At 66.7% G+C, this 24,858-nt stretch carries 29 protein-coding genes; 23 read left to right on the plus strand and 6 right to left on the minus strand.

The window, feature by feature from the left end; all coding sequences use genetic code 11:
• Window positions 1–40 precede the first annotated feature (40 nt).
• The 7 genes from H7X47_RS26320 (at window position 41) to H7X47_RS12585 (ending at window position 4,113) form a co-directional block, all read left to right on the plus strand.
• Window positions 41–583: an RHS repeat domain-containing protein gene (locus tag H7X47_RS26320; RefSeq protein WP_319633610.1), complete on the plus strand. Its 543-nt coding sequence runs from the start codon at window positions 41–43 to the stop codon at window positions 581–583.
• 32 nt (window positions 584–615) lie between these two features.
• A complete protein-coding gene (locus tag H7X47_RS12565; protein WP_193369030.1) occupies window positions 616–861 on the plus strand; it encodes a hypothetical protein in 246 nt (81 codons plus the stop codon).
• Between the two features lie 9 nt (window positions 862–870).
• Window positions 871–2,145 (plus strand): golvesin C-terminal-like domain-containing protein, encoded by a 1,275-nt coding sequence (locus tag H7X47_RS26325; protein WP_437126582.1) that lies wholly within the window; start codon window positions 871–873, stop codon window positions 2,143–2,145.
• Between the two features lie 111 nt (window positions 2,146–2,256).
• Complete coding sequence (locus H7X47_RS12575; protein ID WP_193369031.1) at window positions 2,257–2,679, plus strand: hypothetical protein; 423 nt, start codon at window positions 2,257–2,259, stop codon at window positions 2,677–2,679.
• A gap of 73 nt (window positions 2,680–2,752) precedes the next feature.
• Complete coding sequence (locus H7X47_RS12580; RefSeq protein WP_193369032.1) at window positions 2,753–3,031, plus strand: golvesin C-terminal-like domain-containing protein; 279 nt, start codon at window positions 2,753–2,755, stop codon at window positions 3,029–3,031.
• The gene (locus H7X47_RS26115; protein WP_264373087.1) at window positions 3,021–3,146 is read left to right on the plus strand and encodes a hypothetical protein; all 126 of its coding nucleotides are present in this window, start codon (window positions 3,021–3,023) and stop codon (window positions 3,144–3,146) included. Before H7X47_RS12580 ends, H7X47_RS26115 begins: the two co-directional genes overlap by 11 nt.
• A 34-nt stretch (window positions 3,147–3,180) precedes the next feature.
• Complete coding sequence (locus H7X47_RS12585; protein ID WP_193369033.1) at window positions 3,181–4,113, plus strand: glycoside hydrolase family 18 protein; 933 nt, start codon at window positions 3,181–3,183, stop codon at window positions 4,111–4,113.
• Between the two features lie 37 nt (window positions 4,114–4,150).
• Here H7X47_RS12585 and H7X47_RS12590 read toward each other — a convergent pair whose 3' ends face one another.
• Entirely contained in the window at window positions 4,151–5,053 is a 903-nt protein-coding gene (locus H7X47_RS12590; RefSeq protein WP_193369034.1) for a LysR family transcriptional regulator, read from the minus strand.
• A gap of 109 nt (window positions 5,054–5,162) precedes the next feature.
• Here H7X47_RS12590 and H7X47_RS12595 point away from each other — a divergent pair, with 109 nt between their 5' ends.
• Window positions 5,163–5,435 carry a hypothetical protein gene (locus H7X47_RS12595; protein ID WP_193369035.1) on the plus strand — a complete coding sequence of 91 codons (273 nt, stop codon included), beginning with the start codon at window positions 5,163–5,165 and terminating at the stop codon, window positions 5,433–5,435.
• Here H7X47_RS12595 and H7X47_RS12600 read toward each other — a convergent pair.
• Window positions 5,432–6,325 carry a LysR family transcriptional regulator gene (locus H7X47_RS12600; protein ID WP_193369036.1) on the minus strand — a complete coding sequence of 298 codons (894 nt, stop codon included), beginning with the start codon at window positions 6,323–6,325 and terminating at the stop codon, window positions 5,432–5,434. The genes H7X47_RS12595 and H7X47_RS12600 overlap by 4 nt on opposite strands.
• 125 nt (window positions 6,326–6,450) lie before the next feature.
• Here H7X47_RS12600 and H7X47_RS12605 point away from each other — a divergent pair, with 125 nt between their 5' ends.
• Entirely contained in the window at window positions 6,451–7,107 is a 657-nt protein-coding gene (locus H7X47_RS12605; RefSeq protein ID WP_193369037.1) for a cytochrome P460 family protein, read from the plus strand.
• Window positions 7,108–7,154: 47 nt separating this feature from the next.
• On the opposite strand, the gene H7X47_RS12610 is transcribed toward H7X47_RS12605, so the two are convergent.
• Window positions 7,155–7,535 (minus strand): carboxymuconolactone decarboxylase family protein, encoded by a 381-nt coding sequence (locus H7X47_RS12610; RefSeq protein WP_193369038.1) that lies wholly within the window; start codon window positions 7,533–7,535, stop codon window positions 7,155–7,157.
• Between the two features lie 297 nt (window positions 7,536–7,832).
• Between H7X47_RS12610 and hemP the strand changes: the two genes are divergently transcribed.
• The 11 genes from hemP to H7X47_RS12665 all read left to right on the plus strand — a co-directional run bounded on the left by hemP (window position 7,833) and on the right by H7X47_RS12665 (window position 19,007).
• Complete coding sequence (gene hemP / locus H7X47_RS12615) at window positions 7,833–8,009, plus strand: hemin uptake protein HemP (RefSeq protein WP_193369039.1); 177 nt, start codon at window positions 7,833–7,835, stop codon at window positions 8,007–8,009.
• 133 nt (window positions 8,010–8,142) lie between these two features.
• Entirely contained in the window at window positions 8,143–10,344 is a 2,202-nt protein-coding gene (locus tag H7X47_RS12620) for a TonB-dependent receptor domain-containing protein (protein ID WP_193369040.1), read from the plus strand.
• Between the two features lie 30 nt (window positions 10,345–10,374).
• A complete protein-coding gene (locus H7X47_RS12625; protein WP_193369041.1) occupies window positions 10,375–11,445 on the plus strand; it encodes a hemin-degrading factor in 1,071 nt (356 codons plus the stop codon).
• Window positions 11,442–12,368 carry a heme/hemin ABC transporter substrate-binding protein gene (locus tag H7X47_RS12630; RefSeq protein ID WP_193369042.1) on the plus strand — a complete coding sequence of 309 codons (927 nt, stop codon included), beginning with the start codon at window positions 11,442–11,444 and terminating at the stop codon, window positions 12,366–12,368. The genes H7X47_RS12625 and H7X47_RS12630 overlap by 4 nt, the downstream gene beginning before the upstream one ends.
• Window position 12,369: 1 nt before the next feature.
• Complete coding sequence (locus H7X47_RS12635; RefSeq protein ID WP_227010436.1) at window positions 12,370–13,464, plus strand: FecCD family ABC transporter permease; 1,095 nt, start codon at window positions 12,370–12,372, stop codon at window positions 13,462–13,464.
• On the plus strand, window positions 13,461–14,252 hold the full coding sequence (locus H7X47_RS12640; protein ID WP_319633597.1) for a heme ABC transporter ATP-binding protein: 792 nt from the start codon (window positions 13,461–13,463) through the stop codon (window positions 14,250–14,252). The genes H7X47_RS12635 and H7X47_RS12640 overlap by 4 nt, the downstream gene beginning before the upstream one ends.
• A gap of 134 nt (window positions 14,253–14,386) precedes the next feature.
• Window positions 14,387–15,562 carry an ABC transporter substrate-binding protein gene (locus tag H7X47_RS12645; protein ID WP_193369043.1) on the plus strand — a complete coding sequence of 392 codons (1,176 nt, stop codon included), beginning with the start codon at window positions 14,387–14,389 and terminating at the stop codon, window positions 15,560–15,562.
• Window positions 15,563–15,641: 79 nt separating this feature from the next.
• The gene (locus H7X47_RS12650; protein WP_193369044.1) at window positions 15,642–16,562 is read left to right on the plus strand and encodes a branched-chain amino acid ABC transporter permease; all 921 of its coding nucleotides are present in this window, start codon (window positions 15,642–15,644) and stop codon (window positions 16,560–16,562) included.
• Window positions 16,563–16,565: 3 nt separating this feature from the next.
• Window positions 16,566–17,558, plus strand: a complete 993-nt coding sequence (locus H7X47_RS12655) for a branched-chain amino acid ABC transporter permease (protein ID WP_193369045.1) — start codon at window positions 16,566–16,568, stop codon at window positions 17,556–17,558.
• On the plus strand, window positions 17,551–18,321 hold the full coding sequence (locus H7X47_RS12660; RefSeq protein WP_193369046.1) for an ABC transporter ATP-binding protein: 771 nt from the start codon (window positions 17,551–17,553) through the stop codon (window positions 18,319–18,321). Before H7X47_RS12655 ends, H7X47_RS12660 begins: the two co-directional genes overlap by 8 nt.
• Window positions 18,321–19,007: an ABC transporter ATP-binding protein gene (locus H7X47_RS12665; RefSeq protein WP_193369347.1), complete on the plus strand. Its 687-nt coding sequence runs from the start codon at window positions 18,321–18,323 to the stop codon at window positions 19,005–19,007. Before H7X47_RS12660 ends, H7X47_RS12665 begins: the two co-directional genes overlap by 1 nt.
• 196 nt (window positions 19,008–19,203) lie before the next feature.
• On the opposite strand, the gene H7X47_RS12670 is transcribed toward H7X47_RS12665, so the two are convergent.
• The 3 genes from H7X47_RS12670 to H7X47_RS12680 all read right to left on the minus strand — a co-directional run bounded on the left by H7X47_RS12670 (window position 19,204) and on the right by H7X47_RS12680 (window position 21,447).
• The gene (locus tag H7X47_RS12670) at window positions 19,204–19,917 is read right to left on the minus strand and encodes a hypothetical protein (RefSeq protein WP_193369047.1); all 714 of its coding nucleotides are present in this window, start codon (window positions 19,915–19,917) and stop codon (window positions 19,204–19,206) included.
• 245 nt (window positions 19,918–20,162) lie between these two features.
• On the minus strand, window positions 20,163–20,975 hold the full coding sequence (locus tag H7X47_RS12675; RefSeq protein ID WP_193369048.1) for a transglutaminase-like domain-containing protein: 813 nt from the start codon (window positions 20,973–20,975) through the stop codon (window positions 20,163–20,165).
• Between the two features lie 7 nt (window positions 20,976–20,982).
• Complete coding sequence (locus tag H7X47_RS12680; RefSeq protein ID WP_193369049.1) at window positions 20,983–21,447, minus strand: MarR family winged helix-turn-helix transcriptional regulator; 465 nt, start codon at window positions 21,445–21,447, stop codon at window positions 20,983–20,985.
• Window positions 21,448–21,564: 117 nt separating this feature from the next.
• Here H7X47_RS12680 and hmgA point away from each other — a divergent pair, with 117 nt between their 5' ends.
• The 3 genes from hmgA to H7X47_RS12695 all read left to right on the plus strand — a co-directional run bounded on the left by hmgA (window position 21,565) and on the right by H7X47_RS12695 (window position 24,852).
• The gene (hmgA, locus tag H7X47_RS12685; protein WP_193369050.1) at window positions 21,565–22,866 is read left to right on the plus strand and encodes a homogentisate 1,2-dioxygenase; all 1,302 of its coding nucleotides are present in this window, start codon (window positions 21,565–21,567) and stop codon (window positions 22,864–22,866) included.
• Window positions 22,867–22,878: 12 nt separating this feature from the next.
• Complete coding sequence (locus H7X47_RS12690) at window positions 22,879–23,892, plus strand: fumarylacetoacetate hydrolase family protein (protein WP_193369051.1); 1,014 nt, start codon at window positions 22,879–22,881, stop codon at window positions 23,890–23,892.
• 66 nt (window positions 23,893–23,958) lie between these two features.
• Window positions 23,959–24,852, plus strand: coding sequence for a polysaccharide deacetylase family protein (locus H7X47_RS12695; protein ID WP_193369052.1), 894 nt, complete (start codon window positions 23,959–23,961; stop codon window positions 24,850–24,852).
• The last annotated feature ends 6 nt before the right edge of the window (window positions 24,853–24,858 follow it).

Consider the following 24,858-nt stretch of genomic DNA (forward strand, 5'->3'; position numbering starts at 1 on the left):
CTTCACTGGCGGCCCGGGCGGCGCGACGGACGTCGCCTACCTGCACGCCGACCACCTGGGCACGCCGCAGGCCATGACGGATGCCAATGCGCAGGTGCTGTGGTGGCGCGACCAGACGCCCTTCGGGCAGACGGTGACGGCGGGCGGCTTCAGCCAGAACCCCCTGCGCTTCCCCGGCCAGATCGCCGACGCCGAAAGCGGCCTCGCCTACAACTACTTCCGCGACTACGACCCGGCGCTGGGCCGCTACATCCAGAGCGACCCGATCGGGCTCGGGGGTGGGCTGAATACCTATGGGTATGTGGGGGGGAATCCGATTAGGTTTGTGGACCCGCAAGGGACGATATTATTTGAAATCTGTTCCATTATTCCGCAGCTTTGTTTTGGACCGGACAAGGGTGGTGGCGGGGGAAGCTGCCCAGCGCCCGATTGTGAAAAGGTGCGTCAGGAGTGCCTGAAGAAATGCTCCCGGCAGTTCGCAGATGATCCTAGTTCGCTCCCTGGTGGACGCAGCAATACACCCAGCGGCATGAGAGTCTGTATTCGAGACTGTATGGCCGAACAGGGATGTTTCGACTACTAAATGGGAGAAGTGGAATGTGACGGGGATTGAAGATGGAACGAAAGACCGCAATTAAGCTCCTTGCTACAATCGAAGCAATGGCACCACAGTTTGACGAAATCACTTCGTTGACCTATGAGATTGTTGATGAGACGGAGCGTAAGGAATTTAGGGAGAAAGTTGCAGAAGCAATGAGTCTCTTGGCGTATGATCTCGTGATGCAGATTGTTCGACAGTACCCAGATCTAGATCCGGACAAAGAACGCTATAGCCGTTCTTCGTCCAGCAATGAACCCTAACGTGTAGGTCTGCGCGGCGGGCAGTGGAACGAGCTGGGGGTCTTCAGCTTCACCGGCGGGCAGGACTACGCAATCACCCTCACGGACGACGCCAACGGCACGGTGGTGGCCGACGCGCTCTACATCGTGAAGGTGGAGCCGCTGAGCGACGCCGTCACCTGGGCGCCGTCCCTGCCGGCCAGCGGCACTTACCAGGTCTATGCCAAGTGGACCGCCGATGAGACGCGGGCCACGGACGCAAGCTACTCAATCGTCCACAGCGGCGGCACGGCGGCGGTGACCGTGAACCAGCGGGTCGGCGGCGGCCTTTGGCACTACCTCGGAAGCTATGCCTTCGATCCTTTGAGCAACCCGACGGTGACGCTGGCGGCCAAGGCCAACGGCAGCGTGGCGGCCGATGCGATCCGCTTCGTCGGCGGGCCGGGCGGGGCGACGGACGTCGCCTACCTGCATACGGATCACCTGGGCACGCCGCAGGCGATGACCGATGCCAATGCCCAGGTGCTGTGGTGGCGCGACCAGACGCCCTTCGGGCAGGCGGTGGCCACGGGCGGCTTCAGCCAGAACCCCTTGCGCTTCCCCGGCCAGATCGCCGACGCCGAAAGCGGCCTCGCCTACGACTATTTCCGAGACTACGACCCGGCGCTGGGGCGATACATCCAGAGCGACCCGATTGGACTGGGGGGCGGGCTCAACACCTATGGGTATGTGGGCGGGAATCCAATTGGAAGGATTGACCCGCGAGGACTCGATCTCATTCTCATAGGCGAGAATGGTGGGTTGGGCAAATTATTCGAACTGGCAGCCAAGACGTGGGATAGAGAGAACTGCGGTTGCAATGAAATCGTACACGTTGGGACCGGAGATGAAGCTGTTGAAGCGATTGAGAGCTATGCATCTAGAAACAATGGTGTCGACGGCCTTCAAGTATTTGCGCACAGCGCGTCGGACGGCGTCTATTTTAACCAAGGGGTAACGATTAACAGTCTCTATTCTGATGGTGCGGGGTGGTGGCTCTCTTATGTTCCCGGCGGCCAGGCGAGAATCGAGGAGATTGACCCAGATTTGTTTAAGCCCGGCGCGACGATTCAGCTCTTTGGCTGCAACACAGGTGATGGAGATACTTCATTCGCTGAAGCGCTTGCAAAGCATCTTGGAAGGCCGGTGACAGGTTCGCAGAGTCCAACTCATTTTGAGCCGAGTAACATTCGGAGCGACTACAAGGGGGCCGTTCGCATGGTCCCCGATAATCCGAAAAAGGGATGGACGACCTACAAACCTTAATGTTGGTGAGGAATAATGAGAGTCTCCGTTTTCCGACAGGTGCTTTGTGTGATTGCTGTGACGTTCCTTCTCGCAGGGTGTACGCGGCCGCCAGGAGACCTTTTCGACAAGATGATGGCGACAGACAACAATGAGGATTTCAGGTTTCTTTCGGCACAGGCGATGGAGCTTGGAAAGGATTCAATTCCAATTTTTCTTGCCATCCTATCTCGCGAGATCCCGCCAGAACGCAAGCTCTCGGTCATTGAGTTAAGCAAAAATGGCGTTTGCTTGACTCGCTTAAATGATCTGGCCAAGGAAGGAATCTATAGCATCTTTGAGATCCCAATTTTGCTCAGGCATATGGAGCAAGAACCTTTCGACCTCCATGCATCGCTCATTCCGGCGGAGACCCTGAGGTTGATCACCGGGCTGGATGTCGGTTATAGCGAACAGTTCGTGGCAGGCTACACTAAAGCCGATGAGCCGAGACGGAAAAAAATGCTCTCTGCTTGGCGAAATTGGTACGAGGAGAAGATAGCAAGTGAAGGTTAGTGCTGAGTTGTGGGCAGCAATATTACATTGCTGAAGGGCAACGATTTCTACGCCATGGTCACTTGTGAGCCGGTTGCGGCCAATTCTATTCCCCGGCGACGGCTCAGGCTCGGTGGTGCTGACCGACCAGGCGGACGGCAGGGTCATCGCCGATGCCGTGCGCCTGACCGCCGATCCCTCGGCAGTGCGCACGGCGAGCTGGACCTACAGCGCGGCCGAGAGCGGCGACTACCGGGTCTTCGCGCGCTGGCCGGAAGGCGAGGGGCATGCCACCAACGCCCCCTACACGATCGAGCACGACGGCGGCAGCAGCCTGGTCACGGTGAGCCAAGCCCAGCGCTGTGGGTGTTGACGAGGCCTTCCTGACCTCCGGCAGCTATGAGCTGGAGGTGGCTGCGGAACGGATTCCTTGTGCCCTGCACCTGGAGGCGCTCTATGATCCGCAGATGGCGCGGGTGAAAACCTAGCCTGTGCCAAGCCATTCTTCAGAGGAAAACCTCCGTGCGCCTGCTGTGCCTGCTTTTCCTTCTCCTTCTGCCCTGCGCCGCCGCGGCGGAGAGCACCGGCACGCCCAGGTTTGTCGTTTACTACAATTCCGATGTCAGCCCGGCTGAGGATCTGATCGGGCTGCCGTACAGCCATGTCATCCTTTCCTTCGTGACCCTGTCGGGCGGCCTTAAGCTGGCGCCCGATCCACGCCTGGAGGCGCCTCTGGCGGCGGTCGGCAGGTTGCAGGCGGACGGCAAGAAGGTGCTGATCTCCTTCGGCGGCGGCGACATGCGCTTGGAGGCCTACCGTCCGGCCGTCGGCCGGGAAGCCGCGCTGGCCGCCGTGCTTGCCGGCTTTGTTGCCGAGCACGGCCTGGACGGCGTCGACATTGACTTCGAGATTGACGCGGCCTTGCAGCGCCCGCCCGCGAAGGGCGCCTTCGACGGCCGGGCCTTTCTCGTGGCTCTGAGCCGGGAACTGCGCAAGGCCCTGCCGGAGGGCGCGCTGATCACCCATGCCCCGCAGGCGCCCTATCTGGATCCGCGCTGGCACGGCGGTCCCTACCTCGACATTCTGCGCCAGGCCGGGACCGACATCGACTGGATCATGGTCCAGTACTACAACAACCCGGATTTCGACCTCCCCATCGCCAGCCATCTTGTCGGTGCCGAAAAGGACCCTTTCCCGGTTTCCTATGCGGGGATCACCGGCGGCGTCCTGGGCTTTGCCTGGCCGGCGCAGAAAACTCTCGTCGGCCTGCCGATCTACCGGGATGATGCGAGCAACGGTTTTCAGCCGCCCGAGGTGGTGCGGGATCAGATCGTGGCGCCGCTGGTGTCCCGCTATGGCGCGGACTTCGGCGGGCTCGGCGGCTGGCAGTTCTCGACGCACACCGCCGATCATCGCTACTGGAACGAAAGGTTGGCCCCGGCGCTTAGGCCTTGAGGTGAAGCTGTGTCGGCGTTCGTGAAGATCGAGCGGATCACGCGCGGCCCTCGGCCCGCGCGCGTAGCGCCCCGGTGATGAAATCGATGAAGACGCGCAGCTTTGCCGGCTCGAAGGGGGTTGGCGGGCGTACCAGGCTCAGCATGCCGTGGTCGGCCTCGCAGTCCGGAAGGACATGGACTAGGCGGCCCGTCTCCAGATCTTCCCGCACCGTGATCAGCGGCAGCACGGCGAGCCCGATTCCGCGGCGCGCGGACTCCAGCAGAGCGGCGAAGTTGCTGACCCGCAGGCGCGGCCGCAGGGGCGCCTGGACCGGCACGCCGTCGCGGGTGAGTGGCCAGTTGCCGGGCATCGCGCCACCGCACCAATAGACGCAGCGATGGGCCGCGAGGTCTTCCGCCTGCTGAGGTGCGCCGTAGGTCTTCAGGTAGGCCGGACTGGCGCAGAGCACGTAGCGCATCTCCACGATGCGGTGGGCGATCAGCGAGGAGTCCGGCAAGGGGCCGCTGCGGATGGCCGCGTCGTAGCCTTCCTCGACCAGGTCGACCATGCGCTCGGTCAGGTCGAGTTCCAGCTCGATCTCCGGGTAGGTCTCCACGAAGTCGACCGCCAACTCGGTGATCCAGTCGTTGCCGACCGCCGGCGGAGCGGTGATGCGCAGCCGGCCCTGCGGTGTCGCGTCGGCGCTGCTGACTTCGGCGTTGAGGCTGGCCAGTTCCTCCAACAGGGTCGCCGCCCGCGGCAGGTAGCGGTTGCCCGCTTCGGTCAGGCTGACGTGGCGCGTCGTGCGGCGCAGCAGGGTGACGCCCAACTCGCTTTCCAGGTCGGCGACGTGGCGGCTGACCGCCGTGGTCGACATGCCCAGCTTGCGCGCGGCCTCGGCGAAGCCGCCGGCCTTGGAGACCTCGACGAAGACGGACATGGCGGTGTGCAGGTTCATGATTAGTGTCCCAATTTTCGGGATTATCTATTTCGAACGTACCATATTATCCTGAATACGCGGAACGCCTAGATTCCTTCCAAGCCCGATTTCAGTGATGGAGGAAGCCATGTCGCGCTTCGCTTTAGCCCAGGAAACCAACGGTTTCGCCGCAGCTTCGCAGCGGAGCCGCATCACTGCGCAGCTGGCCGCTTTGCTGCGCAGCCTTTCCGGCATAGGCAGAGAGAAGCCGCGGCATTTCGGGAGTCTGGGCCTGGCGGCCCGCCACGACAGCGGCGCCGGGCGCGACCTGCAGGACTATGCCGTGGCGCCAACGACGGCATCGTCGCGGCGTCTGCACGCGATCGCTGAAACCGCGTCCTGGACCTCGCCGCGGCTCTAGTCGCCCGCCGCCTGTGGCCAGAGGTGCCGTCCGGCGAGGTCGAGCAGGGCTTTCACGCCGGGTGCGGTTTCGCGCTCCGGCAGATAGGCCAGCTCGACGCTGCGGTAGAGCCTGGGCTCGACCACCGGGCGCCGGGCGAGGTCCGGCTGTAGCACAGAGAACTCCGGCAGCAGACCGATCCCCATGCCGCTGGCGATCATCGCCTGGATCCAGTCCTCGCGCTCGCTGGCATAGGGGAAGCTGAGTTCCATCTTGTGGCCGCCGACCTCGTCCAGGAAGGTGGAGCGGAACTCGCAGTGCAGGCGGTCGATGTAGCGCTCCCCGTCCAGTTCCTCGAAGCGCACCTGCTTTTGCGTATTGAAGCGGTGGTCGCGGGAAAAGGCGATCATCATGCGCTCGCGGTAGAGCCGTTTGCCCTTCAGCGGCGCCGGCAGCTTGCCGGCGGGGCAGGCGAGGATGGCGCAGTCGACCTCGCCGCCGGTCAGCTTCTCGACGGCGTTGGCCGCCGTGACGTCGCGCAGGTGCAGTTCGATGTTGGGGTGCTCCAGGCGGAAGCGGTCGAGGAAGCCGAGCAGGGGCTTGGGGCCGAGGGTGCACATGACCCCGGCGTTGAGGCGGATCTCAGCCGGCTTCAGGAACTGGCGCGCGGCCTCTTCGGCCTCCTCGCGCGCCGCCACCACCCGCTCCAGCTTTTCGCGCATCACGCGGCCGAAGTCGGTCAGCAGCACCTGGCGGCCCTGGCGCAGGAAGAGGGGCGCCCCCAGTTCCTCCTCCAGCTTCTTCACCGCCTTGGTGAGGGCGGGCTGGGAGACGCCGGCCTCCTCCGCCGCCTGGGTGAAGTGCAGGCTGTGGGCGACGGCGAGGAAGTAGCGGACCTGGTAGAGCTCCACGAAAAGGCCTTTCTGACGATAACTATCAGTTATCGATATGTGAGAAACTTATATTTGTAAAGGCGGGTTTTCGGGCACAGCTTCTGGAGTGGAGTTCCCCCTGTTCAGCCAAGAAAGCCCCCAAAATGCGTACATTTTCCTCAAGATTTCTGGCCCTGGCCCTGGCGCTCATCCTGCTGGGCATCTTCATCGTCGCCGCCGCCACGGCGGCCCAGGAGCGGGGCCCGGCAGGCGCCCAGGAAGGCGGCTATCTGCCCGGCTACGAGGCGGCGGTCGACGCCGAGGGCAACATCCGCGTGCCGGCGGTCGACTACGGCGCCGACTGGCGCCTGCTCGGCAGCTGGTCCATCGCTGGCGAGGAGCCCGGCGGCGGGGCGGCGGAATTCCACGTGGTCTACGCCCAGCCGGGCGTCATCGAGGCCTATCGCCGGACCGGTGACTTCCCCGAGGGCAGCGTGCTGGTGAAGGAACTGTTCTCCACGGTCAGCGAGGACATGACGACGGGCCATGTCTCCCGCGCCGCCGCGCGCGCCGGCTGGTTCGTCATGGTGAAGGATTCCTCCGGACGCTTTGCGGAGAATCCGCTGTGGGGCGAGGGCTGGGGCTGGGCCTACTTCGACGCCACCGATCCCGCCACGCCGGTCACCGAGGACTTCCAGGCCGAGTGCGTCGCCTGCCACGAGCCCGCCAAGGCGAGCGACTGGATCTACGTGGAGGGCTATCCGGTCCTCGGCACGGTCAAGGAAGCGAAGACCGGCCTGCCGGCCCGCATGGTGCAATAGGGTCTGCCCTCTTCCGGGTGTATCTCCTCTACCCCTCGGCTCGACAGCTAGATCTTGCCGGCTTCCGTCAGCACCTTGCGGGCGGCGCGGAAGCACTCCATGGCCTGAGGCACGCCGCAGTAGATGCCGATGACGTGGCAGACGGCGCGGATCTCCTCGACGCTGCAGCCGTTATTGAGGGCGCCGCGGCAGTGGGTCTCCCACTCGTGCATCTTGCTGAGGGCGCCGATCATCGCGAGGTTCATCAGGCTGCGGGTCTTCGGGTCGATCGCCGGGTCGCCCCAGCCGAAGCCCCAGCACCACTCGGTCATGGCTTCCTGAAAGGGCCGGCTGAAGTCGTCGGCCTGGTCCAGGGCCTTGGTGACATACTCATCGCCCAGGGTCGCCTTACGCTGCTTCAGGCCGAGTTCGAAACGTTCCTTGTCCACTGATGTCCTCCCGGTTTTGGCATTGCTACCGTTTTGCTCGTGCAGCCGGATTGTATGGTTTCGTCAGTCCGGGTCGAGGGCCATTTCTCCCCGGTCGCACCGGGCGGCCGCGGAAGGGATGGCAAGGCCTTGAGCGCAGGCGTTTTGATGTTGCAAATGAGAGTCACTCGCAGTATCAAGAGTGAAGCGGCAGACGGCGGGCCGGGCACAGCCCGCTGGAGCTGCCCGCGACGGACGCCATGGCCGGCTGAGTGAGGCCGCCACGCGGGCCGCCGCAGTGGGGACAGTGGAAAGCGCATGAACGTCAAATCTCAGCAAGTCCCGGCAGGGGACGGGCGGCCGGTCAAGGCCGCGCCGCGCCGGCTCCGCAGCCGTGAACTGCTGGCTGACGCCCAGGAAGTCATCATCGAGCATGACGGCGATGACTACCGCCTGCGCTGCACCAGCAAGGGAAAGCTGATCCTCACGAAATAGCCGTCGTTCCGGCTTGCGTGCCGGATAGGGATACATCTGAACAGTCCCAGCCAGCCACCCGGCCTCACCGCCTTTGGCAGCCAGCCCGGACTTTCCGCAACAGCCCGAACCAAGGGGCCGAGGGGGAGTTTACATGGTTGGTCGAAATCGATTCTGGGGGGCGAGCCCCCTCGCGCTGGGCATGGCCCTGGGTCTGGCCGCTGCGGCGCTGACGCCGGGCGCCCGGGCCGCCGCCGGGAGCGCGCAGCCGACGCCGCCGGGCGAAGCGGCGGAGCAGGTGGCGCAGGAAACACCGGTGGCGGAAAGCGGGGAGGCGGCGGAGGCCGAGGCGCCCAGCGACACCATCTCGGTCACCGCCACGCGCAATCCGCTGAAGTCGTTCGAATATCCCGGCATGGTCACGGTGCAGGACCGCGAGGACATCCAGCTTCTGCAGCCGTCCTCGCCCGACGACATCCTGCGCTTCGTGCCGGGCGTGGAATTCTTCGGCGGGCCGCGGCGCACCGGCGAGGCGCCCTCCATCCGCGGCTTCTCCGGCCCCGACGTGATCATTCTCTTCGATGGTGCGCGGCAGAACTACGATTCCGGTCACGACGGCCGCTTCTTCATCGATCCCAGCGTCCTCAAGTCGGTCGAGGTGCTGCGCGGTTCCTCTTCCTCGCTCTACGGCAGCGGCGGCACCGGCGGCGTCATCGAGTTCCGCACCATCGACGCGGGCGACCTGCTGACCGGCGACGAAACCGTGGGCGCGACGGTCTCCGCCGGCTACCAAACCGCCAACCGGGAACGCGCCGGCACCTTTACCGGCTACACCAAGCCGGTCGAGGGCCTGGACATTGTCGGCAGCGTCACCAAGCGGGACTCCGGCTCCATTGAGCTGGGCGACGGCAGCGAGCTCGACAACAGCGACGACGACATCCTCTCCGGCCTCGCCAAGGCGAGCTACACCTTCGCCGAGCACCATCGCATCGAAGGTTCCTTCCTTTCCTTCAACAACACCGCGGAGGAGCCGAGCAACGGGCAGGGCCTGGGCAGCGACGACATCGTCGAGAAGGACATCCAGTCCAACACCTTCCGCGCCGCCTACGGCTACCACAATCCGCAGGACCACCTCTTCGACCTGGACGTCCTGGCCTACTACACACAGGCGCAGGCCGACGAGCTGCGCCTCGACGATCTGGGGGCAGGCCCGGAAGGCGAGGTGCTGAAACGCGACGTCGACACCGTCGGCTTCCGCCTCGACAACCGCTCGCGCGCCATGCTGAGTGACGACATCGGCGCCACCTTCACCTACGGCGGCGAGTTCTACCGTGACGTCCAGGACGGCGCCTCGGCCAGCGGCGACCGGGACGGCGTGCCCGATGCCGACACCACTTTCTTCGGCCTCTTCGCCCAGGGCGAGTTCGCCATCGCCGAGCCCTTCGGCGTGCTGCCCGGCGACGTGCTCATCATTCCCGGGCTGCGCTTCGACTCCTACCGCTCGACCAGCGACCTGGCGGCGGACAACCAGGACCAGGCGGTCTCGCCGAGCATCAAGCTGGCCTACCTGCCGGTCGAGTGGCTGAACTTCTTCGCCAGCTACGGCCACGCCTTTCGCGCGCCCTCGGTGGACGAACTCTACATGAGCGGCGTGCACTTCGAGATTCCGGTGGGCGCCGGCGTCACCAACCGCTTCGTCAGCAACCCGGACCTGGATCCCCAGCGCACCCAGACCTTCGAGTTCGGCGGCGGTTTCAGCTTCGACGATGTCCTGCAGGACCGCGACAAGCTGGAGATCAAGGCCTCCCACTTCATCATCTGGGGCAAGGACTTCATCGATCTCAGCGTCAACCAGCCGGAACTCTTCATCGACTGCAATCCCTTCATCCCCGGGGACTGCGACGGCACCACCAACTCCACCAACGTACCCAAGGCGAAGCTCTGGGGCAGCGAGATCGAGCTGGGCTACGACGGACAGCGTTTTCTGGGGTCGCTCGGCTGGTCGACCATCGACGGCGAGAACCGCGAGACCGGCGAGAAGTTGGGCGTGCTGAAGGCTGACCGCCTGACCGTGATCGGCGGCGTGAAGGTGCCGGAGATCGACTCGCTGGTCGGCTGGCGCAGCACCTTCGCCGCCAAGTTCGACAAGGTCGACGACCCCAGCGAGGAGCGCGACGCCTACAACGTCCACGACATCTTCTTCGCCTGGCAGCCGGCGGAAGGTCCGCTGGAGGGCCTGCGGGTCGACCTGGGCGTCGATAACCTTTTCGACGCCGACTACGAGCGCGTCTTCGTCGGCGTGCCGGAGCAGGGGCGCAATTTCAAGGCACTGGTCTCCTACTCATTGAAGTGGTGACCGGTAGAGGAACAGGAGGAAGAGAAAACCATGCAGGAAGCGGAACTGCAGGGCGGCGGCCCGGCATTGAGGCAGCGCTGGCTGGCGCTGAGGGATGAAGAGCCGGGGCTCAGGGCCCGCGACGCCGCCGCCCGGCTGGGCGTGTCCGAAGGGGAACTTCTGGCGGCGCGCTGCGGAGAGGGGGTGCGCCGGCTGGACGGCCCCTGGCCCGATCTGCTGAAGGAGTTGCCCGGGCTCGGCACCGTCATGGTGCTGACCCGCAACGAAAGCGCGGTGCACGAGAAGACCGGCCGCTTCGACAAGGTCTCGGCCTTCAAGGACATGGGGCTGGTGCTGAACGGGGAGATCGACCTGCGGGTCTTCTTCAATCATTGGCACTTCGGCTTCGCCGTGACCGAGGAAGCCCACGGCAAGGCGCGCCACAGCCTTCAGTTCTTCGACCGCGACGGCATGGCCGTGCACAAGGTCTATCTGCGCGAGGACGACAAGGCCGCGGCCTACGAGGCCCTGGTCACGAAGCATCTGCATGGCGAGCAGTCGCCGGGGATCGAGGTCGCCCCGGCGGCTCCGGCGCCGGCTGACCGCGCGGACCACCTGATCGACCGGGCGGCGCTGCGCGAACGCTGGGAAGCGCTGCAGGACGTTCACGATTTCCGCGAGATGCTCATCGATCTGGGCGCCGGCCGCCTGCAGGCCTTCCGCCTGGCCGGTGGGGACAAGGCCTACCGGGTTGCCCCCGGCAGCTTCCGCCAAGCCCTGGAGCAGGCCGCGGCGGCGGCACTGCCGATCATGATCTTCGTCGGCAGCCCGGGAGTGGTGCAGATCCATAGCGGCCCCGTGAAGACTCTCAAGCAGGTCGGCCCCTGGTTCAACGTGCTGGACCCGGGCTTCAACCTGCACCTGCGCGAAGACGGCGTTGCCGAGGCCTGGGTGGTGCGCAAGCCGACGCGCGACGGCATCGTCACCTCGCTGGAAATCTATGACGGCGAGGGCCGGCAGATCGCCTGGATGTTCGGCGAGCGCGGCGAGGGCCAAGCGGAACTGGCCGAGTGGCGTGCCCTCGTCGACGCCCTGCCGCCGCAAGGCGTGGCCGTCCAATGATCCGCAAGCTCGCGGGGGGCCTCCTGGCCGCGGCCGTCCTGCTGACCGTGCTATCCGGTGTCGGCGCGGCCGGCGCGGGGACGCTGGTCGATGCCACCGGCAAGGAGACCACCGTCACCGGCGCACGGCGCGTTGTCGCGGTCGGCGGCTCGGTGACCGAGATTGTCTATGCCCTGGGCCTGGGCGAACGTCTTCTTGCCGTGGACTCCACCAGCCTCTATCCGGCGGCGGCCAGGCAGCTTCCCAACGTGGGTTACATGCGCCAGCTTTCGGCAGAACCGATCCTGGCCTTGGGACCGGACCTCGTGCTGGCCATCGAGGACGCCGGGCCGCAGGCGGCGCTCGACCAGCTGCGTGATGCCGGGCTGCCGGTGGTGCTGATCCCGGACGAGCCGACGCCGGAAGGCGCATTGGCCAAGATCGATCTCGTGGCGGCGGCGCTGGACGCCGGCCCGGCGGGCCGGGCTCTGCGTATCGAACTCGAGGTGAAGCTGCAGGCGGTGCGCGAGGCCTTCGCGCAGGTCGACGCGCGCCCGCGGGTGCTGTTCCTGCTGTCCATCGGCAACGGCCGCGTGCCCATGGCCGCGGGACGGGATACCTCGGCGGCCGGAATCATCGAGCTGGCCGGCGGTGAGAACGCCATCGACGCTTTCGAGAGCTACAAGCCGCTGTCGCCCGAGGCGGCGGTGGCGGCGGCGCCGGAGGTGCTGCTGGTCACCACGCGGTCGCTGGACCTGCTGGGCGGCCGGGAAGGCCTGCTGCAGATCCCCGAGATCGCGCTCACCCCGGCCGGGCGCAAGGGCAACATCGTGGTGATGGACAGCCTGCTGCTGCTCGGTTTCGGGCCGCGCACGGCGGCAGCTGCGGCCGAGCTGGGCAAGCGCCTGCACCCGGCGATCACCGTTCCTCTGAGATCTCCCTAGCATGGCGATGAGTTCCCTGGCGGTGGATATTTCCGTGGTGGCCCGGGCCCGGCAGCGCCGCGCCCTGCTGGCGCTCTGGCTTTTCGGCGCCGGGCTGGCCGCCGCCTTCCTGCTGGCGGTGGGCTATGGCGCCCTGGCCATCGGGCCGGAACAGGCGGTCACGATCCTTGCCGCCCAGGCGGGGGTCGAACTGCCGTGGGGTTTCACGCGCCAGCAGGAAGCGGTGCTGCTGGCCATCCGGCTGCCGCGCGCCGTCGCCGGCATCCTGGTCGGTGCTGCCCTGGCGGCTTCCGGCGCGGCGTTGCAGGGCCTGTTCCGCAATCCCCTGGCCGATCCGGCGTTGATCGGGGTCTCCAACGGCGCGGCCCTGGCGGCCGCGGCCATGATCGTGCTGGGCGGCAGCCTTTCCGGGGTGACGGCCGTCGTGCCGCTCGCACTGCTGCTGCCGCTCGCGGCTTTCGGCGGCGGGCTGATCGCCGTGTTCCTGGTCTACAGCATCGCCAGTCGGGACGGCCGCACCGACGTGGCGACCATGCTGCTGGCAGGGGTGGCGGTGACGGCCATGACCGGCGCCGGCATCGGCTTCATGGTTTTCCTCAGCGACGATCAGCAGTTGCGCGACCTGAACTACTGGATGCTGGGCAGCCTGGGGGGCATCACCTGGAGCCGCCTCGGCGCCGCGGCGCCCTTCATTCTGGCCGGCACCTTGTCGCTGACCTTCTTCGCGCGCCCGCTGAACGCGCTGCTGCTGGGCGAGAGCGAAGCCGGGCACCTGGGGTTTCGGGTCGAGCGGGCCAAGCGCAGCATCGTCGTGATGGCGGCGCTGGCGGCCGGCGCCGCGGTGGCGCTGACCGGTGTTATCGGTTTCGTCGGTCTGGTGGTGCCGCACGTGGTGCGCCTCGTCGCCGGGCCGGACCACCGGCTGCTGCTGCCCGCCTCGATCCTCTTCGGAGCGGCGCTGATGCTGCTGGCCGATCTCTTCGCCCGCACCCTGGTGCTGCCGGCGGAGCTGCCCATCGGCATCCTCACCGCCTGTGTCGGCGGGCCGTTCTTCATCTGGCTGCTGCTGCGCCGGCGCGGGAGTGGTGGCTGGTGACGCTGCGGGCCGACGACATCCACGTGCGCTTCGGCACCGCCGAGGTCCTGAAGGGACCCTCGCTCGCGGTGGCGCCGGGCGAGGTGGTGGCGGTGCTGGGCCCCAACGGTGCCGGCAAGTCGACGCTGCTCTCGGTGCTGTCCGGCGCGCTGACGCCGCAGGGCGGGCAGGCGGCGCTGGAGGGCAAGGCGCTGGCCCACTGGCCGCCGTCGCGTCTGGCGCGGCGCCGCGCCGTGCTGCCGCAGCACTCCGAGCTTTCTTTCGGCTTTCCGGTGCTGGAGGTGGTGCTGCTCGGCCGCTCGCCCCACGCCGGCACCTCCTCGCGGGAGGAGGATCTGTTCATCGCTCAGGCCTGCCTCGCGGAAGCCGAGGTGACGCATCTGGCCCAGCGTGTCTACACCACGCTGTCCGGCGGCGAGCGCCAGCGGGTGCAATTGGCCCGGGCACTGGCGCAGATCGATTTCCCCGAAGGCCAGCGGCACCACCATGACCGCTACCTGCTGCTCGACGAGCCGACCTCCAGCCTGGACCTGGCCCACCAGCACGCCACCCTCAGGACCGCCCGGCGGGCCGCCGCGCGCGGCATCGGCGTCCTGGCCATCCTGCACGACCTGAACCTCGCCGCCATGTACGCCGACCGCCTGGTGGTGCTGCACGGCGGCGCCCTGGCCGCCGCGGGAACCCCCGAGGCGGTGCTGACCGAGGACCTGGTGCGCCGGGCCTTCGACCTGCAGGTCGTCCTTTCCCGCCATCCCACCCGCGGCTGCCCCCAGATGATGCCGGTCTGAGCGCCGCCGCCGCTATGGCGAAAGCGGGCTGAACGCGGTATATCCTTGGGTTCTTCGGGGCCTGGCGACCGGGCTTCGGGCAGAATCAAAAGGCGCCCGCCAAGGCGCCTCTCGGGGAGAACCGGAGGTTTAATATGAGGAACGGATACAAGGGCGCCGTGCTCGCCCTGGCGGCCGGCACGGCCTTGGGGCTGGGTGTGGCCCTGGGCGCGGCCCAGAATACGGCCCAGGCCGCAAACCTGAAGATCGGCATGATCACCACCCTGTCCGGCGGCGGCTCCAGCCTGGGCATCGATGTGCGCGACGGCTTTCAGCTGGCGCTGAATGAGGCCGGCGCCGGCGATGTGGAGCTGCTGGTCGAGGACGACGCCCGCAAGCCGGACATCGCCAAGCAGATCGCCACCAAGTTCATCCAGCGTGACAAGGTCGACATCCTGACCGGCATTATCTGGTCCAACCTGGCCATGGCGGTGGTGCCGGCGGCGGTGAAGGACGGGGTTTTCTACATCAGCCCCAACGCCGGTCCTTCGGCCTTGGCGGGCAAGGGCTGCAATCCGAACTACTTCAATGTCGCCTGGCAGAACGACAACCTGCACGAGGCCATGGGCGGCTACGTTCAGGACAACGGCTACAAGAAGCCCTTCATCCTGGCGCCGAACTACCCGGCGGGTAAGGACGCGCTGACCGGTTTCAAGCGCTACTACACCGGCGCACTGGCGGGCGAGATCTACACCAAGCTCGGCCAAAGCGACTACGCCGCCGAGATCGCGCAGATCCGCGAGGCCGATCCGGACTCGATTTTCTTCTTCCTGCCCGGCGGCATGGGCATCGCCTTCATGAAGCAGTACGCCCAGTCGGGCCTCGATGTGCCGGTCTTCGGCCCGGCCTTCTCCTTCGACCAGGGTATCCTGGGCGCGGTGGGCGAGGCGGCCCTGGGGGTCAAGAACACCTCCCAGTGGTCCAAGGACCTCGACAATGCGGCCAACAAGGCCTTTGTCGCGGCCTTCCAGAAAGAATACGGCCGCCTGCCGTCGCTCTACGCCAGCCAGGGCTATGACGCGGCCAACCTGATCCTCGCGGCCTGGAAGAAGGCGGGCGGCATCGGCGACAAGGACGCCTTCCGCAAGGCGCTGGAGGAAGCCGACTTCGCCTCGGTCCGCGGCGCCTTCAAGTTCGCCAGCAACCATCACCCGATCCAGGACATCTACGTCCGCGAAGTGGTGAAGGAAGGCGACGTGCTGACCAACAAGATTGTCGGCGTCGGCCTGAAGCAGCACGCCAATGCCTACGTCGGCGACTGCAAGATGTAGCCTGCGAAGGCAGTGACCTGCGAGGGGCCGCTTTACAGCGGCCCCTCGCGTTTTCAACCAACGGAGCGACGGCGGTCCCTTGTCCGCGGCCTTCTTCATCGAGCAGCTTCTGAACGGCGTGCAGCTGGGCGTCATGCTGTTCCTCATGGCCGCCGGGCTGACGCTGGTCTTCGGCGTCATGGGACTGATCAACCTGGCGCACGGCTCGCTGTTCATGGTCGGCGCCTTCTTCTGCTCCTGGATCGCGGGGCAGACGGGCTCCTTCTGGCTCGGCCTCGGCGGCGGCTTCCTGGCCGCGGCGGCGGCGGGAGCCCTGGTCGAGGTGCTCGTCATCCGCCGGCTCTACGACCGCGATCACCTGGACCAGGTGCTGGCGACCTTCGCCCTGATCCTCATCTTCTCGGAGCTGGCGCGCTGGGTCTTCGGCGACCGGCCGCTCTATCTCGATATCCCGCCGGTTCTCTCGGGTGCGGTGCCGCTGCCCGGGGGCGGCGGCTATCCCGCGTACCGCCTGGCCATCATCGGCGTCGGCCTGGTGACCGCCGTCGGGCTCTACCTGCTGATCGCGCGCACGCGCCTGGGCATGCAGATCCGCGCCGGCGAGTCGGACCGGGAGATGATCGGCGCCCTCGGTGTCGATATCCGCACGCTCTATACCGCCGTCTTCGCTCTCGGCGCCGCGCTGGCGGGACTGGCCGGCGGCATGGTCGGCGCCCTGCAGTCGGTCCAGGTCGGCATGGGCGAGCCGGTGCTGATCCTCGCCTTCGTGGTCATCATCATCGGCGGCATCGGCTCGGTGAAGGGGGCGCTGGTCAGCGCCGTGCTGGTGGGCGTCACCGACACCCTGGGACGGGTCTTCCTGCCGCAGCTCTTCGGGCTCATCCTGCCGCCGTCGGAGGCCACCTCGGTCGGCGCCTCGCTCTCGGCCATGTCGATCTACCTGCTGATGGCCGGCGTGCTGGCCTTCAAACCCAAGGGACTCTTCCCGGTGGACGCTTAAGTTATGGGGCCTGAACTCAGCCGAGAGAACCTGGTCAATGCCGTGCTGGCCCTGGCCCTGCTGGCCGCGCCGCTGATTGCCGTGGCGCTGGACGAGCCTTTCTACGTGACGCTCGCCAGCCGCGTGGCGATCCTGGCACTGGCCGGCGTCGGCCTCAACCTGGCGCTGGGGACCGGCGGCATGGTGAGCTTCGGCCACGCCGCCTTTTTCGGATTGGGCGGCTACGTCGCCGGCGTCGCCGCGCTGCACGGCTTCGAAGGCTCGCACTTCATCGCCTGGCCCTTGGAGATCGGCGGCAGCGAACACATGCTGGTCATCTGGGCGGTCGCTCTGGTCGTGACGGCCGTGGTGGCGCTGGGCATTGGTGCCGTCTCGCTGCGCACCTCGGGTGTCTACTTCATCATGATCACCCTGGCCTTCGCCCAGATGATCTACTACTTCGCCATCTCGCTGCCGACCTACGGCGGCGAGGACGGGCTTTCGATCTATCTGCGCAGCGGCCTGCCGGGCATCGAGGCCGAAGACCCGCTGACCTTCTTCCTGGTCTGCTACGCGCTGCTGCTGGGCGTCATCTACCTGCTGCACCGCCTGGTGGACTCGCGCTTCGGCGCCGCTTTGCAGTGCGCGCGCATGAACCCGGAGCGCCTGGCCACCCTGGGCATCGCGCCCTTCCCGGTGAAGCTCACCGCCTTCACCTTGTCGGCCATGATCACCGGTTTGGCCGGCGCGCTCTTCGCCGAGCTCAACGGATTTGTGAGTCCGGCCATGCTGTCCTGGCAGCTTTCCGGCGAGATCATCATCTTCGTCATCCTGGGCGGCGTCGGGCGGCTCTTCGGGCCGTTGGCGGGCGCGGCGCTCTTCATCCTGCTGGAAAGCTTCATCGGCGGCCTCACCGACCGTTGGCAGCTGGTCCTGGGCCTCGTCCTGCTGAGCGTGGTGCTCTTCGCCCGCGGCGGCGTCATCGGCCTGCTGGCCGGGAAGGCACGCCATGACTGACGCGCTTCTCGACCTGAAAGGTCTGCACAAGGCCTTCGGCGCGCTGAAGGCCACCGACGGTGTCGACCTGACGGTGCGGCCCGGTGAGATCCACGCCCTTATCGGCCCCAACGGCGCCGGCAAGTCGACCCTCATTTCCCAGATCGCGGGCGGCCTCACCCCCGACGCCGGGGAGGTCACCCTGCTGGGCGAGGCGGTCACCGGCTGGTCCGTGGCGCGGCGCGCGCGGCTGGGGCTGGGACGGACCTTCCAGGTCTCCTCCCTGGCCTGGGAGTTCTCGGTGCTGCGCAACGTGATGCTGGCGGTGCAGGCGCGCGCGAGCGGAGCCTTTGGCTTCTGGCGACCGGTGCGCCGCGACGAGTCCCTGCGGGCCGAGGCGCTGGGCGTGCTGGACCGGGTGCGGCTCACCCTGCGCGCCGACGATCCGGTGAGCGCGCTGTCCCACGGCGAGCGCCGCCTGCTGGAGGTGGCCATGGCACTGGCACTGCGGCCCAGGCTGTTGCTGCTCGACGAGCCCATGGCGGGCCTCGGGCCGGAAGGCACCAAGGAGCTGACGGCCTTTCTCGCCAGCCTGAAGACCGAGGCCGGCATGCTGCTGGTCGAGCACGACATGGACGCGGTCTTCGCCCTGGCCGACCGCATCTCGGTGCTGGTCTACGGGCGCATCATCGCCACCGGCACGGTGGCGGAGATCCGCGCCTCCGCCGCGGTGCGCGAGGCCTACCTCGGCGACCACCTGCACCGGAAAGCGGGGGTTCCATGATGCTGCAGGCCTGCGGCCTCGAAACCTTCTACGGCGCCTCCCAGGCGCTGTTCGGCGTCGACCTGAGCGTGGGCGAGGGGCAGCTCGTCGCGCTGCTCGGCCGTAACGGCATGGGCAAGACCACCACCATCCGCTCGCTCTGCGGCCTGACCCCGCCGAAGCGGGGCAGCGTGCGCTTCCAAGACAGGGAGATCGCCGGCCTGCCGGCTTTCCGCGTCGCCCGGCTCGGCATCGGCCTGGTGCCGGAGGGCCGCCGCTGCTTCCCCAACCTCACGGTGCGCGAGAACCTCGTCGCCACGGCCAGAGGCGAAGGCTGGGAAATGACGAGCGTCACCGCGCTGTTCCCGCGCCTGGGCGAGCGCGCCGGGCAGATCGCCCGCACGCTCTCCGGCGGCGAGCAGCAGATGCTGGCCATCGGCCGCGCCCTCATGACCAACCCGAAACTGCTCATCCTCGACGAGGCCACCGAGGGCCTGGCCCCGGTGATCAGGCAGGAGATCTGGGCTGCCATCCGCGACGTGAAGGGCGGGGGCCAGGCCATCCTCATCGTCGACAAGAACCTGAAGGACCTGCTGCCGCTCACCGACGCCTGCGTGATCCTGGAGAAGGGCGCCTCGGTCTGGCACGGCAGCGCCGCCGACCTCGCCGCCGACGCGGCCCTGCAGGACAGGTTTCTGGGCGTCTAGCCACCCCACAGATGTCATCCCGGGGCCTGTCCCCGGGATCCACGTCAATGCAGAACTCCGTTCGCCGGAGCTATGGGTCCCGGCAACAACTGCCGGGACGACAGCTTCAATTCGGCAGCGACCGTGCGACACTCTTCTCTGTCATTGCCGGGCTTGCCCCGGCAATCCACCTCGACGACATCCTCGGGTGTCCGCACTAGTAGATGATGCTGTGGACCTCCAGGAGACGCAGATCGCCATCGATGAAGTCGACTATGAGCAGCCACCCCTGTTTCGACACATTCACTTGTATTGAATAGTGTATTGGCTCCCTGATGGGATCAGGAGCGAAACGACTGATGCTAGCGGGCTTCCACGAGTGCTGCTTTTGGCGATCGGTCTCAAGCGCCGCCATGAGTGTCTTGAATCCTGGAGTGGACTGAACTTCGGAAGAGGCGATGCTTGCATCGACGGTGTCTCCGGACGACATCCGCTCCCAAAAGCGCATTGCCGCCATGAAGAGCCCCTCTGATATGTCGTTTGTTACAACGTATCTTCGGTCGGTGTAGGACGGACACTCCTCTTCCGAGGCCATCATGCGCACCGTGTCACGCTGAACTGTTAAGCGGTCCGAGGAGGGACGATATGTCCAGGCTCCATTTTCTCTGACTACCGGGCTGGTGACGTACTGGCAGACGCCGAGATCCCCGCGAAAGGGCGGCAGGATTAATCTGTATGTGGCGTTTGCCCAGTCCCCGGGGAGGGCACAGGCCCGGACAGGGATATTTGGATTCTGTGCAAAGATCTCTCTGATCTCAGGCGGAACATCGCTGTCATGCTCATTGTAGACATGGCACAGTTCGCCGGACACGCCGGCCTGTGCCGGCCCGACCGCGAGCCAGAAGGAGAGGGCCGTCGCCCACAAGGCCATTCCTGGCTGCTGCCGCAGCAGACTGCGCGATAGGGGCAAAGGGCGCATCTCCACGCGATCTTTGAATGGGTGCGGTCTTACCTGCCCCAACAAGATGGCGAGACTATGACGTTGCGCAACCCCTCACCCAGCTCCGCCTAGGCTCGTGCCTCGCCAAGGCTGCGCGACCCTCTCCCCTCGTGGGAGAGGGAGGGGGCGGCGTTAGCGGGAGGGTGAGGGGGCCGCCGGGTGTCGGCTCCTGGAAGCTACGCTTCCGGTACCTCTTCCGTCACCACCTCGAAGCGGGCGATGAGGGCGGGGCCGAAGATGGTGGCGAGGGCGACGTCGGTGGCGTCGCGGCCGCGGGCCATGAGGATGCGGCCGATGCGCGGCTTGTTGTGGCGGGCGTCGACCGTGTACCAGCGTCCGCCGAGGTAGACCTCGAACCAGGCGCTGAAATCCATGGGCTCCCCGTCGGGCGGCACGCCGATGTCGCCGAGATAGCCGGTGCAATAGCGCGCCGGGATGTTCATGCAGCGGCACAGCGTGATGGCGAGGTGCGCGAAGTCGCGGCAGACACCGGTCCTTTCGCTGTAGCCGCCATAGGCCGTCCGCCAGGAATCCGCGTTCATGTAGTTGAAGACGATGTGCTGGTGCACGTAGTCGCAGATGGCCTGCACCCGCGCCCAGCCCGGCGGCGTGTCGTTGAACAGGGTGCCGGCGAGGTTCGCCAGCCGGTCGGTGTCGCAATAGCGGCTGCCGAGCAGGTATTGCAGCACCTCGTCCGGCAGTTCCATGATCTCGTGCTGCCGGGCGTCCTCGGCGACTTCGTCGGGCTTGCCGCTGTCGTAAATCTCGAAGGCGCTCGAGATGGTGGTGACGCCGGCGGGGGCCACGATCCGCGTGCAGATATTGCCGAAACTGTCGGTGTAGTCGGCCGCCTCGATCGGCGGGTCGAAAGTCAGGCTGTCGGAGGTGAGGAGGTCGGGCTGCCGCGAGGGATGGACATGGAGGGTGAGCAGCATCGGCGTCGGCTGCGGACAGTCATAGCCCAGGGAGAAACCGGCCCGAATTTTCATCTCGGCTTCAGACTACCTTTTCCTCGGCGTCTTCGATAGCCGGAATTCCCAGCGCCTTTTCCAGCAGGGCGAGGCCGCGCAGCATCTCGGCGCGCTCCTTGGGGGAGAGGCGGGCCATGATCTGCTCCTCGAAGGCCAGCATCTTGGGCGCCAGGCGGCGGAAGGCGCTCTTGCCGGCTGACGTGAGCGACAGGTGCTCGATGCGGCGGTCGAGATCATCGGTCTCGCGGCTCACCCAGCGGCGCTGCTGCAGGGAGGCGACGGCACGGCTGACCTTGGTCTTGTGCATGGCGGAATCGCGGCCGATCTCCTTGGCGCTGGCGGTCCCCAGGGCGCTCAAAGTCGCCAGCACCCGCCATTCCGGCACCGTCAGGCCGAATTCGTCGCGGTAGATGCGGGAAAACTGCTTGCTTGCCACCGCCGTGGCCCTGTTCAGTCGATAGGGCAGGAAGCGTTCGAGTCGCAGGTCCATAGGGCTTCTGGTGCCTCTCGGGAGGGGTTCTTGATAGTTACAAATGTAACTATCACAACAGGGCCGTCGCCAGCAAGCCACGCCGCTGACTGGCCGCAAACTTATTGGGAGTCCGCCATGCCGCTCAGCTATTTCTCCGGTTTCGGCAACGAATTCGCCAGCGAGGCGCTGCCCGGCGCCCTGCCGGAAGGCCAGAACTCGCCGCAGCGCTGCCCCTACGGGCTCTATGCCGAGCAGCTCAGCGGTTCGGCCTTCACCGCGCCCAGGGCGGAGAACAAGCGCTCCTGGCTCTACCGCATCCGCCCCTCGGTGAAGCACCAGGGGCGCTTCGCCCTGCGCGACCTGCACTACTGGATCTCGCCGCCGGACCCGGCCTGGGACCGGCTGCCGCTGGGCCAGCTCAGATGGGGCCCGGTGCCGCTGCCCAAGGGGGAAGACCTGACCTTCCTGACCGGCCTGCGCACCATGACCACTGCCGGCGACATCACCACGCACACGGGCATGGCCGCGCACGTCTACCTGGTCACCGCCGCCATGGAGCGGGAGTACTTCTATAACGCCGACGGCGAGCTGCTGGTGCTGCCGCAGCTGGGCAGCCTGCGCTTCGCCACCGAGTTCGGAATGCTGGAGGTCGGGCCGGGCGAGGCCCTGGTCATCCCGCGCGGCGTCACCTTCCGCGCCGAGCCCATCGAGGGCCCCTCACGCGGCTACGTCTGCGAGAACTACGGCGCGCCGCTGACCCTGCCCAACCTGGGGCCGATCGGCGCCAACGGCCTGGCCAACCCGCGCGACTTCCTGACGCCCGCGGCCGCCTACGAGGACAGGGAGGAACCCTCGAGCCTCACGGTGAAGTGGGGCGGGGCCTTCCATACCTGCGCGATCGCGCAATCGCCTCTCGACGTCGTCGCCTGGCACGGCAACTACGTGCCCTACAAGTACGACCTGAAGAAGTTCTGTCCGATGAACGCGGTGCTCTTCGACCACGCCGACCCCTCGATCTTCACGGTGCTGACGGCGCCGACCGCGGTGCCGGGCACGGCCAATGTCGATTTCGTGATCTTTCCCGAGCGCTGGATGGTGGCCGAGAACACCTTCCGCCCGCCGTGGTATCATCGCAACGTGATGTCGGAATTCATGGGCCTCATCGAGGGCGTCTACGACGCCAAGCCGGGCGGTTTCGTCCCCGGCGGCATGAGCCTGCACAACTGCATGCTGCCCCACGGCCCCGACCACCAGGCCTTCGAGAAGGCCTCCACCGAGGAGCTGCAGCCGGAAAAGCAGAGCGGTACGCTCGCTTTCATGTTTGAGACGAGATTGCCACAGCAAATTACTGAATTTGCTGCGAGATTGGAGACTCTTGATCCGCTATATCAAGACTGCTGGGCGGGCCTGGAAAAGCACTTCAACGGTGAGCCGTAAGGAGCTGACGTCGTGAAGCTGGCGAGCCTCAAGGACGGGTCGCGTGACGGCCGCCTGCTGGTGGTGCGGGCCGACCTAGAGCGCGCGGTCATGGCCGAGACGGTGCACACGCTGCAGGCCGCGCTGGACGACTGGGCGGAGGTCGCACCGAAGCTGGCGCACGAGGCCGACGCCCTGGCCCGCCACGCCCGCGAGGACGCCTTTTCCTTCGATGCCAACCACCTGATGGCGCCGCTGCCGCGCGCCTACCAGTGGGCCGACGGCTCGGCCTATGTGAACCACGTGGCCCTGGTCAGGAAGGCGCGCGGCGCCGAGATGCCGGAGAGCTTCTGGAGCGAACCGCTCATGTACCAGGGCGGCTCCGACGTCTTCCTGGGGCCGCGCGAGCCCATCGTGATGGCCGAAGAGTCCTGGGGCATCGACTTCGAGGCCGAGGTGGCGGTCATCCTGGACGACGTGCCCATGGGGGCAAGCCGGGAGCAGGCCGCCGCGGCCATCCGCCTCGTCCTGCTGGTCAACGATGTCAGCCTGCGCAACCTCATTCCCGGCGAACTCTCCAAAGGCTTCGGCTTTTTCCAGTCCAAGCCGTCCTGCGCCGCCTCGCCGGTGGCGGTGACGCCGGACGACCTCGGCGACGCCTGGGATGGCGGCAAGCTGAAGCTGCCCATGTTGGTCAGTCTCAACGGGGAGGCTTTCGGCAAGGCCGAGGCGGGGGAGGACATGACCTTCGACTTCCCGGCGCTGATCGCCCATGCCGCGCGCACCCGGCGGCTTTCCGCCGGCACCATCGTCGGCTCCGGCACCGTCTCCAACCGCGATGCCGAGGGCGGCCCGGGCAAGCCGGTGGCCGCGGGCGGGCGCGGCTATTCCTGCATCGCCGAGCAGCGCACGGTGGAGACCCTGCTGCACGGTGAAGCCAAGACGCCCTTCCTGCGTTTCGGCGATACCGTTCGCATAAAAATGCTGGACGCCGAGGGGCAGTCGATTTTCGGCGCCATCGAGCAGAAGGTGGCGCCACCCGCGTGAGCTTCCTGCGTTGCGGCCGGCGGGCAGATAAGCCCAAATAGGTATCGCAACAGCAGGGAGCCGGCGATGACGCTGCCGACAAAGTTGCCGACACACGGGCGCTACGGCTACAGCGCCATCACCGACCGGCCGGTCTACGACTGGCCGAACGGCAAGCGCCTGGCGGTCTACATCGGCGTGAACCTGGAGCACTTCGCCTTCGGCGAGGGACTGGGGGCCAAGCTGGCGCCGTCTCTGGGCGAGCCGGACGTGCTGAACTACGCCTGGCGTGACTACGGCAACCGGGTCGGCGTGTGGCGTCTGCTGGAGATCCTGGACACCTTCCGCCTGCCCGGCAGCGTCCTGGTGAACTCGGCGATCTACGATTATTGTCCCGAGGTCGTGGCCGCCTTCCGCGCCCGCGGCGACGAGATCGTCGCCCACGGGCGGAGCAACTCGGAGCGCCAGGCGGCCTTCGACGAGGCGGGTGAGCGGGCGCTCATCGAAGAGGCCACGGCGGATCTCACCGAGGCCGAGGGCAGGGCGCCGGCCGGCTGGCTCGGCCCCTGGATCTCCGAGAGCCCGGTGACGCCGGACCTGCTGCAGGAGGCCGGCTACCGCTACCTGCTGGACTGGTGCGGCGACGACCAGCCGATCTGGCTGAAGACTCGGGGCGGGCGCCTTCTCGCCGTGCCCTATCCGCAGGAGGTCAACGACATTCCAGCCATCCCGCTGCACCGCCTGAGCCCGGGTGACTTCACCGACCTGATCCTCGACAACTTCGAGGAGATGCTGACCCAGGCCGAGGCCCAGCCCCTGGTCATGGGCATCGCCCTGCATCCCTACCTGGTGGGCCAGCCCTACCGCCTGCGCCACCTGCGCCGCGCCCTGGAGCACATCGCCGCCCGCCGCGACGCCGTCTGGCTCACCACCCCCGGCGCCATCGCCGACCACGTGATCGAGAACGATCTGGCGGTGTAGGGCTGG

Origin of the sequence: Pelagibius marinus (assembly GCF_014925385.1) — a bacterium.
GTDB lineage: Bacteria > Pseudomonadota > Alphaproteobacteria > Kiloniellales > Kiloniellaceae > Pelagibius > Pelagibius marinus.

Coding starts and splice junctions, on each gene's coding strand:
- H7X47_RS12565 (WP_193369030.1), top strand. CDS start 616: ATGGAACGAAAGACCGCAATTAAGCTCCTTGCTACAATCGAAGCAATG.
- H7X47_RS12575 (WP_193369031.1), top strand. CDS start 2,257: ATGATGGCGACAGACAACAATGAGGATTTCAGGTTTCTTTCGGCACAG.
- H7X47_RS12590 (WP_193369034.1), bottom strand. CDS start 5,053: ATGAACCTGCACACCGCCATGTCCGTCTTCGTCGAGGTCTCCAAGGCC.
- H7X47_RS12595 (WP_193369035.1), top strand. CDS start 5,163: ATGTCGCGCTTCGCTTTAGCCCAGGAAACCAACGGTTTCGCCGCAGCT.
- H7X47_RS12605 (WP_193369037.1), top strand. CDS start 6,451: ATGCGTACATTTTCCTCAAGATTTCTGGCCCTGGCCCTGGCGCTCATC.
- hemP (WP_193369039.1), top strand. CDS start 7,833: ATGAACGTCAAATCTCAGCAAGTCCCGGCAGGGGACGGGCGGCCGGTC.
- H7X47_RS12620 (WP_193369040.1), top strand. CDS start 8,143: ATGGTTGGTCGAAATCGATTCTGGGGGGCGAGCCCCCTCGCGCTGGGC.
- H7X47_RS12625 (WP_193369041.1), top strand. CDS start 10,375: ATGCAGGAAGCGGAACTGCAGGGCGGCGGCCCGGCATTGAGGCAGCGC.
- H7X47_RS12630 (WP_193369042.1), top strand. CDS start 11,442: ATGATCCGCAAGCTCGCGGGGGGCCTCCTGGCCGCGGCCGTCCTGCTG.
- H7X47_RS12635 (WP_227010436.1), top strand. CDS start 12,370: ATGGCGATGAGTTCCCTGGCGGTGGATATTTCCGTGGTGGCCCGGGCC.
- H7X47_RS12645 (WP_193369043.1), top strand. CDS start 14,387: ATGAGGAACGGATACAAGGGCGCCGTGCTCGCCCTGGCGGCCGGCACG.
- H7X47_RS12655 (WP_193369045.1), top strand. CDS start 16,566: ATGGGGCCTGAACTCAGCCGAGAGAACCTGGTCAATGCCGTGCTGGCC.
- H7X47_RS12660 (WP_193369046.1), top strand. CDS start 17,551: ATGACTGACGCGCTTCTCGACCTGAAAGGTCTGCACAAGGCCTTCGGC.
- H7X47_RS12665 (WP_193369347.1), top strand. CDS start 18,321: ATGCTGCAGGCCTGCGGCCTCGAAACCTTCTACGGCGCCTCCCAGGCG.
- H7X47_RS12670 (WP_193369047.1), bottom strand. CDS start 19,917: ATGGCCTTGTGGGCGACGGCCCTCTCCTTCTGGCTCGCGGTCGGGCCG.
- H7X47_RS12675 (WP_193369048.1), bottom strand. CDS start 20,975: ATGAAAATTCGGGCCGGTTTCTCCCTGGGCTATGACTGTCCGCAGCCG.
- H7X47_RS12680 (WP_193369049.1), bottom strand. CDS start 21,447: ATGGACCTGCGACTCGAACGCTTCCTGCCCTATCGACTGAACAGGGCC.
- hmgA (WP_193369050.1), top strand. CDS start 21,565: ATGCCGCTCAGCTATTTCTCCGGTTTCGGCAACGAATTCGCCAGCGAG.
- H7X47_RS12695 (WP_193369052.1), top strand. CDS start 23,959: ATGACGCTGCCGACAAAGTTGCCGACACACGGGCGCTACGGCTACAGC.